Origin of the sequence: Actinoplanes sp. NPDC051411, from assembly GCF_040682075.1 — a bacterium.
Classification (GTDB): Bacteria; Actinomycetota; Actinomycetes; order Mycobacteriales; family Micromonosporaceae; genus Actinoplanes.
Window position 1 is genome coordinate 24,853 of the sequence record NZ_JBFBAD010000004.1, and the last position, 16,004, is coordinate 40,856.

A 16,004-nucleotide genomic window follows, 5' to 3' on the forward strand; every position below is an offset into this window, starting at 1 on the left:
GGCCGGCCCCATGCCCGAGCTACCCCTGCCCCCACCACCAAACGACCCATGCCCGGGCCGTCCAGCCAACCTCGGCCCGGCCGGCGCTCGCCATGATCGGCTGACCGGCGACGGCTGGGCTCACGGTCGCGCAACGCCTCCTGTCCCCCGGCCGAGTGGACCAGGGCGGCCCCGGCGGCCTGATCTCTCGGATGCGGCACTGCCCAAGGGCGAACCGTCGTCCCGTCGACGGTGGGGCGAGGGATTCCGGCCCGCTTTATCGGTACTTAATACGCGGCTAAGAAGGGCCACAGACTGGGATAACGGATTCTCGGGAGCCGGTGCAGATCTTGGAAAAACGGTCGGTTCGGGTTGTTGGTCGTGGTTGGGGGGCGGCTAGGTTTGCCGCCGCCACCTGCCAGAGTGTTGAGCGATTTGAGGAGCGACATGTCGGATTCCTACGGCCCGTCGGACCGTCGCCGGCCGTCTGGACCGTGGGATCACCATGCTGAGGCCCGCGATCAGTGGGGAGATGAGCTGCCGGGGCAGCGGCTTCCACAGCCGCACGGGCCGGCCTACGGTCCCGGCTCCCCGGCCTCCTGGGTTGACGAGCCGACCGGCTATCAAGCCGTCGGACGATACGAGGAGCAGGACCGTCGGCTCGCGGAACCCTACGACCCCGGCGACCGGGACGGCCTCCCGATCCGCCGCGCCGGAGACGCCGCCAGAGACGCCGCCGGGGACGCCCCCGGAGACTCCGCTGAACCGGGCGGCGGCGAGCTCCGGGCCGGTCACCCCTACGAGCAATGGAACGGTGAGCCCGGCCGGCACGCCGAGCGCTCGTCGCGGCTGGTGATGGGCGGGGCCGCGGCGGCTGTCGTGCTCGTGCTCGTGGCGGCCGCGGCCGTCTTCACGATGCACCGGAGCAACGGGTCGACGCCGGACGCCTCCGACGCCGCGCTCACCCGGGGCGCGACGACTCGGGCCGCCGGGAACGGGGCGCCGGACGCCGCGTACCCGTCGAGTGCGCAACCCACCGCCAAGCCGGCGGCGTCGAAGCCGGCCGCCGCCCCCAGGAAAAGCAGCCCGGCCAAGACTTCCGGGGGTGGCGGTGTGCCGGCGCCGCCGGCCGGGTTCACGCTGACCTTTGCCGACACGTTCGGCGGGGCGGCCGGCAGCGGGCTCGGCGGCAAATACCGGTATGACACCGGGCCGGGCAGCAAGTTCGGCACCGGCGAGATCGAGACGATGACGGACAGCACGCGCAACGTGTTCCACGACGGTGACGGGCATCTGGTCCTCAAGGCGGTTCATCAGGGGTCCGACCCGAAGAATGGTTGGACGTCCGGTCGTTTCGAGACGCAATCCGACGGGTTCGGGGCGGCGAAGGGCGGCAAGGTCCGCATGCAGGCGTCGATCGAGCAGCCGAACGTGACCCGGTCGAGCGGGGCCGGCTACTGGCCGGCGTTCTGGATGCTCGGCAACGGGCTGCGGGACGGCGGGACGTGGCCGAAGATCGGCGAGGTCGACATTCTCGAGGACGTCAACGGGCGCGGTTCGGTCTTCGGCACCCTGCATTGCGGCACCAGCCCGGGCGGTCCGTGCGGCGAGTCGAGCGGGATCGGCTCCGGCGAGAAGGCTTGCGCCGGATGCCAGACCGGCTTCCACACGTACGCCGTGGAGATCGACCGGTCGTCGTCGCCGGAGAAGATCCGGTGGTTCCTGGACGGCCGAAACTATTTCACGCTCAGCCAGGACCGCGTGGACGGCTCGGCCTGGTCGAACGCGGTCGACCACCCGTTCTTCATCATCTTCGACCTGGCGATGGGCGGCGGCTTCCCGGACGCGTTCGGTGGCGGGCCGACCTCGTCGACCGTCTCCGGCGGCCAGCTGAAGATCGACTATCTGGCGGTCTACAACGCCGGTTAACTGCGGGGGTCGGTGACCGCGCCCAGGAAGAGGATCGTGCCGGTCTGCTGGTCGGAGATGCTGAAGGCGAACGGGTGGTCGGCCCGGAACACCAGCGGGTTTATCCTGGCCGAGGTCGCCATGGCCCCGCCGGAGACGGCCGCGGCCTCGGTGCCCTTCTCGTCGACCTTCACGTACGTCTTCTGCACGACCCGGGACAGTGACGGGGCGACCGGCGACATCGGGCGGAAGTCGGCGGTGGACGCGAACGCCGTCGGCATCCCGAGCCGGATGAGCGGATCGTTGAGGCGGCCCTGCCAGCGGAGTTCGAACCGGGGCAGGGCGAGCTGGTCGATCGTGGTCGGCTTCAGGGCGGCGACGGCGGAGCGCCATTCGGTGGCGTTCAGGGTGCCGAGCAGGTCGGTCAGGGTGTGGCCGTCGTCGGGGAGCATGACTTCCATCGCGTACCGCCCGTGCTTGCCGTAAGGCAGGCGCAGCATCCGATAGCCGGCGCGCTGGGTGTAGCCGAAGGTTTCGTCGGCGAGGTGCATCATCGGCACGTCGCCGGCCTGCTGGAACGGCTCCGGCCGGGTGAGGTGGGGGTCGAACGGGGTCTTCCACTGGCCGAGGAAGTAGACCGCGTTGAGCAGCACCAGCACGACCGTCGGGTCGGGCAGCTCGAGGTCGTCGGCGATGCCCTCGATGAGGCCGTTGGTGTTCTTGGCGGCCCATTTGTCGATGTCCTTGGCGGTGGCCGGCGAGCCGAGGTCACCGTTGCGCAGGGTGGCGCCGAAGGTCTTGGTCAGGAACTCGGAGTAGTCCTTCACGAGCGGCACACCGTGACCGGCCCAGAGCGCGTCGGCGACCGAGAGTGTGGCCTCGTCGGTGTCGGAGAGTTGCCGCAACAGCGCGCCGACCCGCACGTCGCGGCGGTCGCTCAGATGCAGGACCTTGGCGATCTCGGTCGCGGTGTCGCCGTCCGCCCCGGCCAGCAGCATGGCCAGCAGCACGGTCATCGACAGCGGCGAGATGATCGTGTTGGTCCGGCCGTCGGCGACCGTGCCGAACAGGTCGAACCCGAAGTCGTCGACGGCCTGCCCGACCGTCCGGGCGTCGCCGGGCTTGAGGTCGGCGACCAGCTTCTCGTCGATGCGCGCGGCGTCCCCGCGCGGCGCCGGGGATCCGCAGGCGGCCAGCAGCAGTACGGCGCAGGCCACCGCCACGGTCAGAGTCTTTTTCAAGGCGTCGCCCTCCTGTGTGCCGGGTGAGACGGCGGGCGGGCGGCGAGGGTTCCCGGTCGGTGGTAATTTCGGCGCCGAGATGGGGGCTGAGGCGGCGGGTGGCCGGGTCACGGCGCGGCTGCGACTGGTGCCGGCCGGCCCGGGCAACGCCCGCGACCTGTGGCTGGTGCAGAGCGACGACGCGGTTTGGCCGTGGTACAGCCCGGAGATGCCCGGCTGGGCGCAGGTCGAGGAGTCGGCACGGGCCATGGGCGAGTCGTGGCGGCGACACGGGGTTCACAAGTGGATCGCCTACGACCGGGCGAGCGGCGAGGTCGTCGGCCGCGGTGGGCTGTCGCGCACTCCGGTCGACGACGACTGGGGGCAGCTCTACCGGTTCCTGCCGGACGAGCCGTGGGTGCGTGCCGTGCGCGAAGGGCACCACGAGGCCTGGGTCGAGATCGGGTGGGCGGTGCGCGGGGCGTTCTGGGGCCGGGGCTACGCGTCCGAGCTGGGTCGGGCCGCGCTGGCGTTCGCCTTCGACACGCTGGGGGTGCGGGCCGTGGTGTCGTGCACGCTCCGGCACAACGTGCGGTCGCGGGCGGTCATGGAGCGGATCGGGATGCGCTATGCGGGCGAGATCCGCAGCCGCGGCCTGGTCGAGGGGCTGGCGGGCGAGCGGGACGACGCACCCTACGCGGTGTGCGTCGTTACTTCACCATCCCGAAACCCGGGTGCTTGAGCCACGCCGCGAGGAGGTCCGGGTCGACCACGTGATAGGCGGCGGCCCCGCCCCAGGCCGTACGGTAGGGGATCTCGTGCCACCGGCCGGGAAGCGCCCGGATCGTGGCCCGGGATCGTTCCTTCCAGTCCGGGCCGCCCGCCGGGAGCAGGCCGTCGAGATCGATCACGCCGTCGTAGCGGCGGGCCGTGGCGACCGCGAGCTCGGCCAGGAAACGGTGGTCGTCGGGGCCGTTCACGGCGGCGGCCAGCACGATCTCGGTGCCGGGCAGGTAGCCCAGCGCCCGCCGCAGGCCGGTGGCCTCGTCGGCGTCCTCACTTTCGCGGGCGCCGACCTCGACGGTGATCGGGCCGCCACCGGACGGCGTGCGCCACCCGTTGTCGCCGGCCGCGATCAGCCACGACGCCAGCCACTCGTGGAATGCGGCGATGTGGCCGGCGGCCCAGGCTTCGGGCAGTAGGACGCAGGCGGCGGGTCCGGCCATGGCAACGCTGTCTTTCAGCACGCGAGGTGTGTCTCGACGGCGGCGAAGGCCTGCTCGACCGCGTGGCGGGACTCGTCGGTGTCTTCGAGCATGTCGAAGCTGTGGTGGCCGTGGGGCACGTCGACGACGGTCAGCGGGGTGTCGCCGGCGCGGGCGGCCTCGACGAACGCCTCGACCGTGGCGGCGATCGCCGGGTTTTCGAGGCCGACACGGGTCAGCACGACCGGCACCGTGGTGGCCGCCGCCTCCACCGGGCGGAACCGGGAGTCGGTCGGGAAGCCCGGAAAATCGGCCAGCAGAGGGTAGGTGAGGGCCACGCAGCGCAGCCACGGTGCCGGCGCGCGGAGCCAGTCGGCCGACAGCAGGCCGCCGCCGGAAAAGAACCAGACGGCAACACGGTCGGGGTCGACCCGCGGGTCGGCCCGCGCCAGCTCGACCGCGGCGGCGACGTCATCGGCCGCGGCCGGAAAGGCGCCGGGGTCGTGGAGGCGGTGGTCGACCGTCACGCCGACCAGGCCGCGCGACGCGGCGAGCGAGCCGTAGCCTCGGAAGACCGGCCATTCGCGCGGCGTCGGGGTCACGCCGGCCGGCACCGGACCACCGTGGACGAACACGATCGCCGGCCGGGGCTGCGATGGGGCGGGCAGGTAGAGGTCGACACGGCCGCGGCGTTCCGGCTCGACCGGCGGAACCGAGAGCACGAACGGCTGGGGGAAATCGGGGGCGGCCATGCGCCGCAGCCTACGGCCCCGGCGACCTCGGGGCGAATATCGAGGACCGCGGGGCCGGTCGGTGGCGGCCGGCCGGCCCCTCCCACGTGCGGCCCTTCTCACCAGGTGCGGTAGGCCGCCCGGTCGAAGTCGGCGAAGCCACCCTCGGCGCCGAGGTCCTGCACCCACAGGCCGAGGAACGCTCCGGTGAACCCCCACGCCTCGGGCTCCCCGGCCACGACGTTGGCCGCGTATTCGTCCGAGAGCGTGGTCGCGTCGAGGACCGGCCCGACGTCCTGCCAGGGGCCCTCGCCGGGGCGGCCGGCCCAGGCGAAGGTCAGTGACGGGCCGTCGAAGCGGGCGCGGAGGCCGACGCCGAGGCCGCCGGTGAGCGGGCGCCGCACCCCGGGCACGACGCCGACCCGGCCGTTGTCGCAGGCCAGCAGGTCGAGGACCGGGCGGCCGTCGTCGTCGGCGGTGACGTGCAGGTAGTACCAGTTGCGGGAGTTGTAGTAGGCGGTCAGGCCGGCCAGCTGCCGATAGTTTCGGGGCTCGAACTCGACCACCGTCTCGAGCTCGCACCGGAACGCGGTGACCCGGCGGCCGACCAGGCTGGGCCGCTGGCGGCCGGCCGCCGACTGGCCGCCGGAGATGCGCAGGAAACCGGGCCGGGCCGACAGCGAAACCCAGTCCGGGGTGGCCGGGCGGCGCAGCGTCGACCAGTCGGGGCCGAGCGTGGGCGAGTCGAACTCGTCGGCGTCCTCGGTCAGGCCCGACTCCGCCGCCGACACCGAGACCGCCCCGGGACCGGGCACGTCGTCGTGGGGGATGCCGTCCTCCACCCGCGGCCACCCGTCCTCCGACCAGGTGACCCGCTGGATCGCGGTCTCCCGCCCGAGCACGCAGCGGCCCAGCGGGGTGTAGGGGCGGCCGACCAGGTGGGCCAGGAACCATTCGCCGGTCGGGGTCTCGACCAGGCTGCCGTGGCCCGCCTTCTGCAGCGTGAGGTCGGGACGGCCCAAGGACGTGACCATCGGGCCGGCCGGATCCGTCACGTACGGCCCCAGGAGCTCGCGGGAGCGAGCGACGGTGACCTGGTGTTCCCAGCTCGTGCCGCCCTCGGCGGTGACCAGGTAGTACCAGCCGTTGATCCGGTAGAGGTTGGGGCCCTCGGTGAGCGCCGCCTCGGTGCCCTTGAAGATCATGTGTTCGGGGCCGGTCAGCCGGCGGGCGTCCCGGTCGTACTGCTGGATCGAGATGCCGGCGAACCGGTTCCGCCCCGGGCGCCAGTCGGCGACCATCGACAGCATCCAGGTCGTGCCGTCGTCGTCGTGGAAGAACGAGGCGTCGAAGCCGCGGCCGTGCAGCACCACCGGGTCGGACCACGGCCCGGCCGGGTCGGTGGCGGTGACCACATAGTTCTGCGGGTCCCAATAGCCGGACAGGAACGTCGCGACGTCGGTGTAGACCAGGTAGAACAGGCCGTCGGCCCAGGTCAGGTTGGGCGCCCACACCCCGCACGAGTCGGCCGCCCCGGTCAGGTCGAGCAGCCGCTTCTCGGTCAGCGCGCCGTGCATCGGCCGCCAGGTGACCAGGTCGGTGGAGTGGTGCAGTCGCACCGCCGGGAACCACTCGAAGGTCGAGGTGGCGATGTAGTAGTCGGCGCCGACCCGCAGCATCGACGGGTCGGGATGGAAGCCGGGCAGCACCGGATTGTGGATGGTGCGCTGCTCAGTCGTCGTATCGCTGGTCATGCCCATCCTCAAGCCGAGAAATCTCGTAAGTTTCGCGACTATACCGTAAATTGCGACCGCTTTGAACCATCCGGGAGTCAAGTCCGTATAGCGTTTCGTGGCGAAACGGGTGGCGGGGCTCGACGGCCTGCGCGGCCTGGCGGCGCTCTACGTGATGCTGTTCCACGCCTGGCTGCTCTCGTTCAAGCACTTCCCGCACAACACCGGCCCGGCCTATCTGACCTGGGCGATGTACGGCCGGCTCAGCGTCGTCTTCTTCCTCGCGCTCTCCGGCTTCTCGCTCGCCCTCGGCCCCGCGGCCGACCAGTGGAAACTGGGCGGGGTCGCGCGGTTCCTGCGGCGGCGCGCCTGGCGGATCCTGCCCGCCTACTGGGCGGCGCTCGCGTTCAGCCTGCTCATCGCCTATCACGTGCCGGCGTCCCACAAGGGCGAGCCGACCCACCGGTCGATCGCCGTCTTCGGGCTGCTGCTGCAGGACGTGTTCCACGCCAAGACGCCCAACGGCGCGTTCTGGTCGGTCGCCGTCGAGGCCGAGCTCTACCTGCTGTTCCCGCTCTTCCTGCTGATCCGGCGGCGACTCGGGGCGGTGGTCCTGCTGGCTGCCATCACGGTTCCGCTCATCGCGTACGGGGTGGTCCGTGGCGTCCCCCCGGAGGGTGACACCGGCCTGACCTGGCACCTGGCCCCGGTCTTCGTGGCCGGCCTGGTGGCCGCCGGGATACGGGCGAAGCTGCCGTGGCACTGGCTGTCGGCGGCGGCGATCCTGCCGGTGCTCTACGTGATCCACCTCAAGGGCTCGTACTGGACCGGGCACCACTACTTCTGGATCGACCTCGCGATCACGCCCGGCCTGACCATGCTGATCATGGCCGTGGCGAACGGCCGTCTCTCCTGGCTGAGGCGGCTCGACGGGCTGGGCCGGATCTCCTACAGCCTCTACCTGATCCACCTGCCGATCCTGACCGTGCTGGCCAAGAAGGTGGCGCCCCACTACGCCGAGAAGGGCCCGCACACCTGGATCTTCGTGGTGGTCGTGGGAGTCCCGGTCTCGCTCGCCGCCGCGTGGCTGTTCGCCCACGCCTTCGAGCTGCCGTTCCAGCGCTACCGCTCGTGGCGGGCCCTGGCCACGGCCGCCCGTCCCTCCACCCCGGCGCCGCCCGTCGTCCGAACCGTGCCCCCGGCGGCGAGGCCTCTGGTACACGAGGCGGCCGAGTAACGGGGCCCTACGATTTCCGCGGTGGGCAACTCGCTGACGATTCGCCCGGCGCGGGCCGAGGACGCCGCCCGGATGGCGCTCGTGCATGTCCAGTGCTGGCAGGAGACCTACCGCGGCCTCATGCCGGACGCCGTGCTCGACGACCCGAACTTCCCGGTCGCGCGCGAGCGGTTCTGGACCGCCGCTGCAGGCCGTCGTCGACCCCGGGCCGGGCGGCCACGTGAACCGTCACCTCGCCGGCGCGGGAGGCCGGCGGTGGTGCCCGCCGGCCTCCCCCGGCCTCAGGAGGTGGCCACGCCGGCCGCCTGGCCCTCCTCGAGCGTGATGTTGCGGCCGTCGCCGGGGTCGAACAGGTGGATCTTGTCGAGGTTCATCCAGACCCGGGCCTCGCGGCCGTCGCGCACCCGCGACTCGGCGGACAGGCGGGTCACCAGGCTGTCCTGCGGCGGGAGGTCGGCGCCGCCCGCGTCGGCGGCCAGATCTTCCAGGTCGGCCGAGGCGGCGTGGTCGCCCTCGACGGTCAGGTAGACGTACTTGTCGGAGCCCATCGATTCGACCAGGTCGACCGGGGCGGTGAATTCGAAGCCGCGGGCCCGCTGGTGTTCCTCGATCAGCGAGGCGTCCTCGAAGTGCTCGGGCCGGATGCCCAGGATCAGCTGGTTCGGGGCGTCGGCGGCGGTCAGGGTCCGGCGCAGGCGGTCGCCGAGGGGCAGGTCGCCGAGGGGCGTACGCAGCTTGCCGTCCTCGAGCGTCACGGCGAGGAAGTTCATCGACGGGGAGCCGATGAACCCGGCCACGAACAGGTTGAGCGGGTTGTCGTACAGGGTCTGCGGGTCGCCCACCTGCTGGATGTAGCCGCCGCGCATGACCACGACCCGGTCGCCCAGCGTCATCGCCTCGGTCTGGTCGTGGGTGACGTAGACCGTGGTCGTCGCCAGCTGCTTCTGCAGGCGGGACACCTGGGTGCGCATCTGCACCCGCAGCTTGGCGTCGAGGTTGGACAGCGGCTCGTCCATCAGGAACGCCTTCGGGCTGCGGACGATCGCCCGGCCCATCGCCACCCGCTGGCGCTGGCCGCCGGAGAGGTTGGCCGGCTTGCGGTCGAGGTATTCGGTCAGCTCGAGAACCTTCGCCGCCTCGTCGACCTTTTCGGCGATGACCTTCTTGTCGAGCTTGGCCAGCCGCAGCGGGAACGCCATGTTCTCCCGCACGGTCATGTTGGGGTACAGCGCGTACGACTGGAACACCATCGCGATGTCGCGGTCCTTGGGCGCCTTGTCGTTGACCCGCTGGCCGGCGATCCGCAGTTCGCCCGAGGTGATGTCCTCCAGCCCGGCGATCATGTTGAGGGTGGTCGACTTCCCGCAGCCGGACGGGCCGACCAGGATGATGAACTCGCCGTCGGCGATCGACAGGTCGATCTCGTGCACCGCCGTCGTGCCGTCCGGGTATTTCTTCGTCACCTTGTCGAGAACGATGTCAGCCAATTCAGCACACCTAACCCTTCACCGCGCCGGACGTCAGGCCCGCGACGATGCGCCTCTGGAAGAACAGCACGAACAGGATGATCGGAATCGTGATGACGACCGCCGCGGCCGAGATCGCGCCGGTCGGGTCCTCGAACTGGGACGCGCCGGTGAAGAACGACAGCGCGGCCGGCACCGTGCGGGAACGCTCGGTCGAGGTCAGCGAGATCGCGAACAGGAAGTCGTTCCAGCAGAAGATGAAGACCAGGATCGCGGTGGTGAAGACGCCGGGCGCGGCCAGCGGGGCGATCACCTTGCGGAACGCCTCGCCCTGGGTCGCGCCGTCCATCTTGGCCGCCTTCTCGAGGTCCCACGGGATCTGCTTGAAGAACGCCGACAGCGTGTAGATCGCCAGCGGCAGGGCGAACGTGATGTAGGGCAGGATCAGCCCCGGCCAGGTGTCGAACAGGCCGGTGTTGCGCTCGATGTTGAACAGCGGCGACACCAGCGACACCTGCGGGAACATCGCGATCAAGAGCGAAACCCCGACGAGCAGCGATTTCCCCGGGAAATCGAGGCGGCTGATCGCGTACGCGGCCATCGTGCCGAGCACCACCGCGATCAGGGTCGAGATCAGTGCGATGCCGATCGAGTTGATCAGCGCCCGGACGAACTGGTCGGTCTGGAAGATCGTCCGGTAGTTGTCCCAGGTCCACTGCCGGGGGATGAAGTTGCCGTCGGTCAGGGTGGCGGTCGTCTTGAACGACAGCGAGACGATCCACAGCACCGGGAACAGCGCGAAGATCACCACGATGGCGTCCAGAACGCCGTACTTGACCTTGGTGCCGGCGGTCACGGTAGCCATCAGCGCCTCCCGTCGTCGCTGCTGCCGGGCGCCGCCGTGCCGAACAGCTTCACGAAGATGAACGCGATGATCGCCACCGCGATGAAGATCAGCACCGACATGGTCGAGCCGATGCCGAGGTTCAGGCCCTTGATCAGGTTGTTGTAGGCGATCATCGACACCGACGACGTCTCGTTGGCGCCGTTGGTCAGCACGTAGATGTTGTCGAACACCCGGAACGCGTCGAGCGTGCGGAACAGCAGCGCGACCAGGATGGCCGGCTTCATCACCGGCAGCATCACCTTGGTGAACCGCTGCCACCAGCTCGCCCCGTCCATCGAGGCCGCCTTGAGCAGGTCGTCGGGCACCAGCGCCAGCCCGGCCAGGAGCAGCAGGGCCATGAACGGCGTGGTCTTCCAGATCTCGGCCAGGATGATGATGGCCAGCGCGTCGGCCCGCTCGGTCAGCGGAGCGCCGTCCGGTGTGACCAGGTTGGCCAGATAACCGGTGCCGGGCGTCCAGGCGTAGCGCCAGCTGAACGCGGCGACGACGGTGACGATCCCGTACGGAATCAGAGCGGAAGTTCGCACCAGGCCGCGACCGATGACCGTGCGGTGCATCAGCAGCGCCAGGGCCATGCCGAGAACGAGCTCGACCACCACCGAGACGACCGTGATCAGCACGGTCACGCCGAACGCGGTCCACCAGTAGTTGTTGCTCAGAACGGTCGCGTAGTTCGACAGGCCGACGAACTTGCGCTCGTCCGGGAACTTCAGGTCATAGCGCTGGAACGACAGCCACAGCGAATAGAGGATCGGATAGGCGGTCACCGCGACCATCACGATCGCGGCCGGTGCGCAGAGCAGCCAGCCGAGTCTCCTCTCCTGACGCTTGCCCTCGCTGAGCGCGGATCGTTTCGCCCGTTGTTTCGCCGTGCTCTGTTCTGGCGTGGCGACCGCGGTCACGGCAGCACCCCCTTCGAGTCGATCGCGTCCTGGATCGCCTTCTTCAGCGAGGCCGCGGTCTTCGGTGGGTCGATCGACGACGGCGGCGACAACTGCGCGGCGACCACGGTCGACAGGTTCTGATAGGCCGGGGTCCGCGGCCGGGGCGACGCGTTCTTCAACTCGTCGAGCAGTTGTTCCTTCATCGGGTAGGCCTTGACCATGTCGGGGTCGTTGTAGACCGACTCGATCGACGGCGGCTCACCGGCATTGACCGCGAGATATTTCTGCGCCTCCGGCCCCCGCATGCATTGCACGGCCTGGAAGGCCAGGTCGGAGTGCTTGCTGTACGAGCTGACGGCCAGATTGGAGCCGCCGATCGTGGTGATGCTCGGCGTGCTCGCGTCGATCCCCGGGTACCGCGCCCAGCCGAAGTTCTTCAGCAGCGCCGGATCCTCGCTCTGCATCGAGGCGTAGACGTACGGCCAGTTCAGCTCGAACGCGCCGTCCCCGTTCTGGAACGCGTGCCGCACGTCGTCCTCGATCATGTTGGAGAACGACGGGCTGGTCACACCGGCCGTGGCGAACGTCTTGAGCTCCTGGAGCCCCTTGACCGCCCCGGCGTCCATGATCGCCGTCTTGCCGTCGTCGCTGACCACCTTGCCGCCGGCGCTCGCGACCAGGCTGTTGAACAGGACGACCAGGCCCTCGTACTGCGCGCCCATGGTGAGCACCTGATAGGGCTTGCCCTGCTGCTTGAGCTGGCGGGACATCTGGATCATCTCGTCCCACGTCCGGGGCGGGGTGGGGACGAGATCCTTGCGGTACCAGAGCAACTGGACGTTGGTGTTGGCGGGCGCCGCGTACAGCTTGTTGTTGTAGGTCGCGGAGGCGAGCGGACCCGGAAGGGTCCCGTTCTCCACCTGCGACTTGTCGGCCCCGGTGAACTCCTTGATCCAGTTCGCGCTGGCGAACTCCTGGGTCCACGTGACGTCGAGGGCCAGGATGTCCATGCTGCTGTCCTTGGCCGCGAGCCGGCGCACCATCTGGATGCGCTGGTCGTCGGCGGTGCGCGGAAGCACCTGGTAGTCGATCCGGTATTTCCCCGCGGCCTGCTGGTTGCAGGTGTCGACCACGTCCTGCATGTGCTCGACGGGGAACTGGTAGAGGTTGAGGACGGGCACGCCGCCCTCGTCGCTGGATCCGCAGGCGGCCAGTGGGCCGGCCAGGGCGAGCGCGACACCGGCCGCCAGGGCCCGGGCGCGTCGGGAACGCCGTTGCGGATGTCGGTCGGGCTCGGTCATAAACCCTCCATCCGGCAGGTTCACCCGCTGAAGTGACAGGTGTCACTTTAGCGGTCCGTGATCCCACTGCCCCCCTACGTGACCGGGCAAACTCCGAAACAACGATCTCGCCGCCGGCGCGTTTATCCCGGAGAGAGGTATGGGTATCCGCGTCGCGCCGTCGAGCCAGAGGGAGCTTTCGTTCATGACCGAGCCGCAGATCACCTTGGATCCGCACAGCCTCAACCCGGTCGAGGAGAAACTGCGACGGCCGCTCGAGGAGCAGCTCACGTCGGCCCTCCAGGCCGCGACCGAGCAGACCCGGCAGACGTACGCCGGGGAACCGGTCGAGGCGGTGTGCCGGCAGCTCCTGGAGCGCACCAGGGAGCACCTGCACCCGGACATCGCGGCCGGTTTCCGGCCCGACCACGACCAGCTCCTGCAGGTCGCCCAGGCAATCGCCGCCGGCCGCTAGGTTCGGTCTCGCGGATCATGCATAGCGATCACGGATGATGGTCGTTGGGCGATGTGCGGCCCGTGGTGATGTGAGCAATGACGAGTGGGCTGGGTTGGCAGTCATGCTGCCGGCACAGCCCGGCCGCGGTGGATCATCGTCAGGTCATCAACGCGATCTGCTGGGTCAAACGCGCCGGCCAGGGCGTGTTTCGCAGGGCGCGAAGCCCTTGGTTGATGGCGGCGATGGTGAGGGTTTGTCGTACCTGGTGGCCATGGCGCGGTGTTGTTCGAGCTGGTTGATGCCGCATTCGACGGCATGCCGCAGGCGGTAGAGCTGGGAGTCGAAGGCGGCCGGGCGGCCGCCTTGGGCCCCCCTTGGCCCTGCGGTGCGCGTCCTGGTCACTCTTGCGGTTGGCCTTGGACGTGAACGCCTTGTCGGCCAACACGATCTCCGGACGACACTTGGCCAGCACACTGATGAACTGCGGGCTGTCGCCACGCTGACCGGCGGTGACCAGCACGGCCATGAGTTTGCGGCCTTGCTGCAGGCCAGATAGGTCTTGGTGCTCCAGCCGCCCCTTGATCGGCCGACTCGGCCCGGCATACCACCCGGCGGTTCCTTCTACGTCCGAGGGTCGCGGCGGGCGCCGGCCGCGTACGGATGAGCGCGGCTGACGGTGGAGTCCACCCTCACCGTCCAGGCCAGCCGCGTCGGCTCCGGACTGCAACAGTTATCGAACACCGCCACGCCGAAACATCGACGACTACGAAACACGGCCTAGCCATGGCGTGACCTGCCCGAACGCTACGGCCCGTGGCAGAGCGCCCACCGCAGGTCCAGCCGATGGGCCGCCGGCGGCACGTGGGTCAGATGGAAGGCGCAGGTCATCGCTCTGGCCGAAACTCGACGGCGACCTCGACGGCGACGCTCAGGTCGACGCGACGATCGTGCGAAGCCACCAGCACGCGGCCGGGGGCGCCAAAGGGGCTGACGGTCCCGGAAACACGGGCACGCGAAGGGATCGGACCGGCGATAAGGCGTATTCGTGACGGGCCAACCGGCAGGCTCTGCGAGACAGCGCGGACCGGCCACCCGCCAAAAAGCAGAGCCGGCGGGTCGCCCCGCCGGCTCTGCTTCGTCACTCGGTCGTCCGCCGCATCATCCGGTGGGCTCGCTGCCCTGGCAGTGTCGCCACAGCCAGCGGTTGTCGACCAGTTCGACCAGGCCGCCGAGACGGTAGGCGAAGAACTCCTCCGTCTCGTCGTCGTGCCGCACCAGGCCGTCCGCCTCGGCGAAGACGTAGGCCGTCGGGCCGTACTGGTGGATCGTGACCGTGGTGGGCTGCCACGAATAGGACTCGTCGCGAGCGAAGAGCTTGCCGAGCAGGGCGGCGACGCCGCCCCGATCGTTCGCGGCCTCGTCGCGTTCCGAACCGGCGTAGCCGATCTCGTCGTCGGGCACGAAACAGCCCAGCGCCGTGTCGAGATCGCGGGCCGCGAAGGCCTCGCTGAGATCGTGAACCGCCTGGATCGGTCCGCTCATGCGGCCACCTCTTTCTCCATCTCGGAGCCCTCCCGACCGGCGGCCACCGGCCCGGGGACCGTGGGCACACTAGCGATCGACTCGTCTGCCGCCGACCCGGGACCGGTCGACGGCAGACGACCGGGCGGAAACCCGTCCGGCCGTTCCAGGTAAACCCTGGTGGGGACCGGGTCGCCCGACAGGGAGTGCGACGTCATCCGTTCCGGGACCCGCATGCCGGGCAGGAACAGGAAGCCGAACGTGACCACGGCACCGAGCAGCCCGGCGCCGAGCAGGGTGTGCCGCACGCCGATCGCCTGCGCCACCGGGGCGGCCAGCGCGTACGAGAGCGGGAGCAGCGCGGTCGAGACGAACCAGTCCACGCTGGACACCCGGCCGAGCATCCCCTCGGGTACGAGGCGCTGCTTGGTCGTCGCCCAGGCCACCGTTCCCGCCGCCTCCAGGCCGTTGACCAGGACGCACGCGAGAGCGAGCTGCCAGGTGTGGGTGGCCAGGCCGTAGCCGGCCACGGCCAGCGTGGCGATCGCCCACGTGACGTACATGTAGGTGATGAACCGGCGCGGGATGCCGGCCCAGCCGACGAGCAGCGCGGCCGTGACCGCGCCGATGCCGCCCGAGGTGAGGATCAGGCCCAGCTGCCCGGCGGTGCCGTGCATGACGTGCTTGACCAGGTAGGGCAGGAGAACCTCGGTCGGGCCGACGAACAGCAGGTAGGTGAAGGTGGCCGAGAGGAACGTACCCCACAACCAGACGTGCCCGCGGACGAACGAGACGCCCTCTCTGATCTCCGCCCAGACGGACGGAACGTCATCCGAGGATTCCGCGGACGCGGGGAACTGGTGTGAATCGGGTACGCGAGAAATCGTACGTCTCATGATGAGCAGGCAAATCGCCGAGATGAGGAAAGTCCCGGCGTCGCCGGCGAGGGCCCAGCCCGAGCCGACGGCGGCGATGACCGCTCCGCCGAGGGCGGGGCCGAAGATCTGCAGACCGGCCGGCCGGACGAACTGGTCGAGCGCGTTGGCCGCGACCAGGTCCTCCTCCGGCACGATCCGCGGGACCAGCGCGTCGAACGCCGGTCCGAAGAAGCCGGCCGCGGCGCCGTAGACCGCGATGAGGCCGAGCACCATCCACAGGGACGTCAGTGTCCCGGTGATGCTGAGCACAGCCAGTACGGCCAGCACGGTGCCGCGCACGATGTCGCTGACCAGCATCACGCGCCGCGGGTCGAAGCGGTCGCTGACCACTCCCCCGAACAGCAGGGTGACCACCTGCGGGAGCGACAGCGCGACACCGACCGCGGACATCGCACGCGGCACCCCGAACAGCGTGTAGACCTGCCATGCGAGGGCGACGAGAAGCATCCCGTCGCCGACCAGCGAGACGCTCATGCCGGTCCACAGCATCCGGAACTGCTGGTGGCGCAGAGGCGCGAGCGGACCGGCGAGAGCCATC

Annotated in this window: 16 protein-coding genes; 5 read left to right on the forward strand and 11 right to left on the reverse strand. The window is 69.9% G+C overall.

Going from position 1 to position 16,004, the window contains the following annotated elements:
* Positions 1 to 426: 426 nt before the first annotated feature.
* Complete coding sequence (locus tag AB0M88_RS03070; RefSeq protein ID WP_364094523.1) at positions 427 to 1,908, forward strand: family 16 glycosylhydrolase; 1,482 nt, start codon at positions 427 to 429, stop codon at positions 1,906 to 1,908.
* On the opposite strand, the gene AB0M88_RS03075 is transcribed toward AB0M88_RS03070, so the two are convergent.
* Positions 1,905 to 3,128 carry a serpin family protein gene (locus tag AB0M88_RS03075; protein WP_364094526.1) on the reverse strand — a complete coding sequence of 408 codons (1,224 nt, stop codon included), beginning with the start codon at positions 3,126 to 3,128 and terminating at the stop codon, positions 1,905 to 1,907. The genes AB0M88_RS03070 and AB0M88_RS03075 overlap by 4 nt on opposite strands.
* Positions 3,129 to 3,207: 79 nt before the next feature.
* On the opposite strand from AB0M88_RS03075, the gene AB0M88_RS03080 reads away from it, so the two are divergent.
* On the forward strand, positions 3,208 to 3,849 hold the full coding sequence (locus tag AB0M88_RS03080) for a GNAT family N-acetyltransferase (RefSeq protein WP_364094529.1): 642 nt from the start codon (positions 3,208 to 3,210) through the stop codon (positions 3,847 to 3,849).
* Here the strand turns inward: AB0M88_RS03080 and AB0M88_RS03085 are convergent.
* The 3 genes from AB0M88_RS03085 to AB0M88_RS03095 all read right to left on the reverse strand — a co-directional run bounded on the left by AB0M88_RS03085 (position 3,818) and on the right by AB0M88_RS03095 (position 6,797).
* On the reverse strand, positions 3,818 to 4,333 hold the full coding sequence (locus AB0M88_RS03085; protein WP_364094531.1) for a DUF6368 family protein: 516 nt from the start codon (positions 4,331 to 4,333) through the stop codon (positions 3,818 to 3,820). The genes AB0M88_RS03080 and AB0M88_RS03085 overlap by 32 nt on opposite strands.
* A 14-nt stretch (positions 4,334 to 4,347) precedes the next feature.
* Positions 4,348 to 5,064, reverse strand: a complete 717-nt coding sequence (locus AB0M88_RS03090; protein ID WP_364094534.1) for a dienelactone hydrolase family protein — start codon at positions 5,062 to 5,064, stop codon at positions 4,348 to 4,350.
* Positions 5,065 to 5,162: 98 nt separating this feature from the next.
* The gene (locus tag AB0M88_RS03095; protein WP_364094537.1) at positions 5,163 to 6,797 is read right to left on the reverse strand and encodes a glycoside hydrolase family 43 protein; all 1,635 of its coding nucleotides are present in this window, start codon (positions 6,795 to 6,797) and stop codon (positions 5,163 to 5,165) included.
* Between the two features lie 97 nt (positions 6,798 to 6,894).
* Here AB0M88_RS03095 and AB0M88_RS03100 point away from each other — a divergent pair, with 97 nt between their 5' ends.
* Positions 6,895 to 8,013, forward strand: a complete 1,119-nt coding sequence (locus AB0M88_RS03100; RefSeq protein ID WP_364094540.1) for an acyltransferase — start codon at positions 6,895 to 6,897, stop codon at positions 8,011 to 8,013.
* 281 nt (positions 8,014 to 8,294) lie between these two features.
* On the opposite strand, the gene ugpC is transcribed toward AB0M88_RS03100, so the two are convergent.
* Genes ugpC through AB0M88_RS03120 form a run of 4 tightly spaced genes read right to left on the reverse strand, consistent with a single transcriptional unit; the run spans position 8,295 to position 12,571 of the window.
* Positions 8,295 to 9,500, reverse strand: coding sequence for a sn-glycerol-3-phosphate ABC transporter ATP-binding protein UgpC (ugpC, locus tag AB0M88_RS03105; RefSeq protein ID WP_364094543.1), 1,206 nt, complete (start codon positions 9,498 to 9,500; stop codon positions 8,295 to 8,297).
* Positions 9,501 to 9,510: 10 nt separating this feature from the next.
* Positions 9,511 to 10,344 (reverse strand): carbohydrate ABC transporter permease, encoded by an 834-nt coding sequence (locus AB0M88_RS03110; protein ID WP_364094546.1) that lies wholly within the window; start codon positions 10,342 to 10,344, stop codon positions 9,511 to 9,513.
* Positions 10,344 to 11,288, reverse strand: coding sequence for a sugar ABC transporter permease (locus AB0M88_RS03115; protein WP_364094549.1), 945 nt, complete (start codon positions 11,286 to 11,288; stop codon positions 10,344 to 10,346). The genes AB0M88_RS03110 and AB0M88_RS03115 overlap by 1 nt, the downstream gene beginning before the upstream one ends.
* On the reverse strand, positions 11,285 to 12,571 hold the full coding sequence (locus tag AB0M88_RS03120) for an ABC transporter substrate-binding protein (RefSeq protein ID WP_364094551.1): 1,287 nt from the start codon (positions 12,569 to 12,571) through the stop codon (positions 11,285 to 11,287). The genes AB0M88_RS03115 and AB0M88_RS03120 overlap by 4 nt, the downstream gene beginning before the upstream one ends.
* A gap of 184 nt (positions 12,572 to 12,755) precedes the next feature.
* Here AB0M88_RS03120 and AB0M88_RS03125 point away from each other — a divergent pair, with 184 nt between their 5' ends.
* Positions 12,756 to 13,025 carry a hypothetical protein gene (locus AB0M88_RS03125; RefSeq protein WP_364094553.1) on the forward strand — a complete coding sequence of 90 codons (270 nt, stop codon included), beginning with the start codon at positions 12,756 to 12,758 and terminating at the stop codon, positions 13,023 to 13,025.
* A 139-nt stretch (positions 13,026 to 13,164) separates the two neighbouring features.
* Here the strand turns inward: AB0M88_RS03125 and AB0M88_RS03130 are convergent, their stop codons facing one another.
* A complete protein-coding gene (locus AB0M88_RS03130) occupies positions 13,165 to 13,533 on the reverse strand; it encodes a hypothetical protein (RefSeq protein WP_364094556.1) in 369 nt (122 codons plus the stop codon).
* A gap of 267 nt (positions 13,534 to 13,800) precedes the next feature.
* On the opposite strand from AB0M88_RS03130, the gene AB0M88_RS03135 reads away from it, so the two are divergent.
* On the forward strand, positions 13,801 to 13,998 hold the full coding sequence (locus tag AB0M88_RS03135) for a hypothetical protein (protein WP_364094903.1): 198 nt from the start codon (positions 13,801 to 13,803) through the stop codon (positions 13,996 to 13,998).
* Between the two features lie 167 nt (positions 13,999 to 14,165).
* On the opposite strand, the gene AB0M88_RS03140 is transcribed toward AB0M88_RS03135, so the two are convergent.
* Positions 14,166 to 14,549, reverse strand: coding sequence for a nuclear transport factor 2 family protein (locus AB0M88_RS03140; RefSeq protein WP_364094559.1), 384 nt, complete (start codon positions 14,547 to 14,549; stop codon positions 14,166 to 14,168).
* Positions 14,546 to 16,003, reverse strand: a complete 1,458-nt coding sequence (locus tag AB0M88_RS03145; protein WP_364094561.1) for an MFS transporter — start codon at positions 16,001 to 16,003, stop codon at positions 14,546 to 14,548. Before AB0M88_RS03145 ends, AB0M88_RS03140 begins: the two co-directional genes overlap by 4 nt.
* Position 16,004 lies beyond the last annotated feature (1 nt).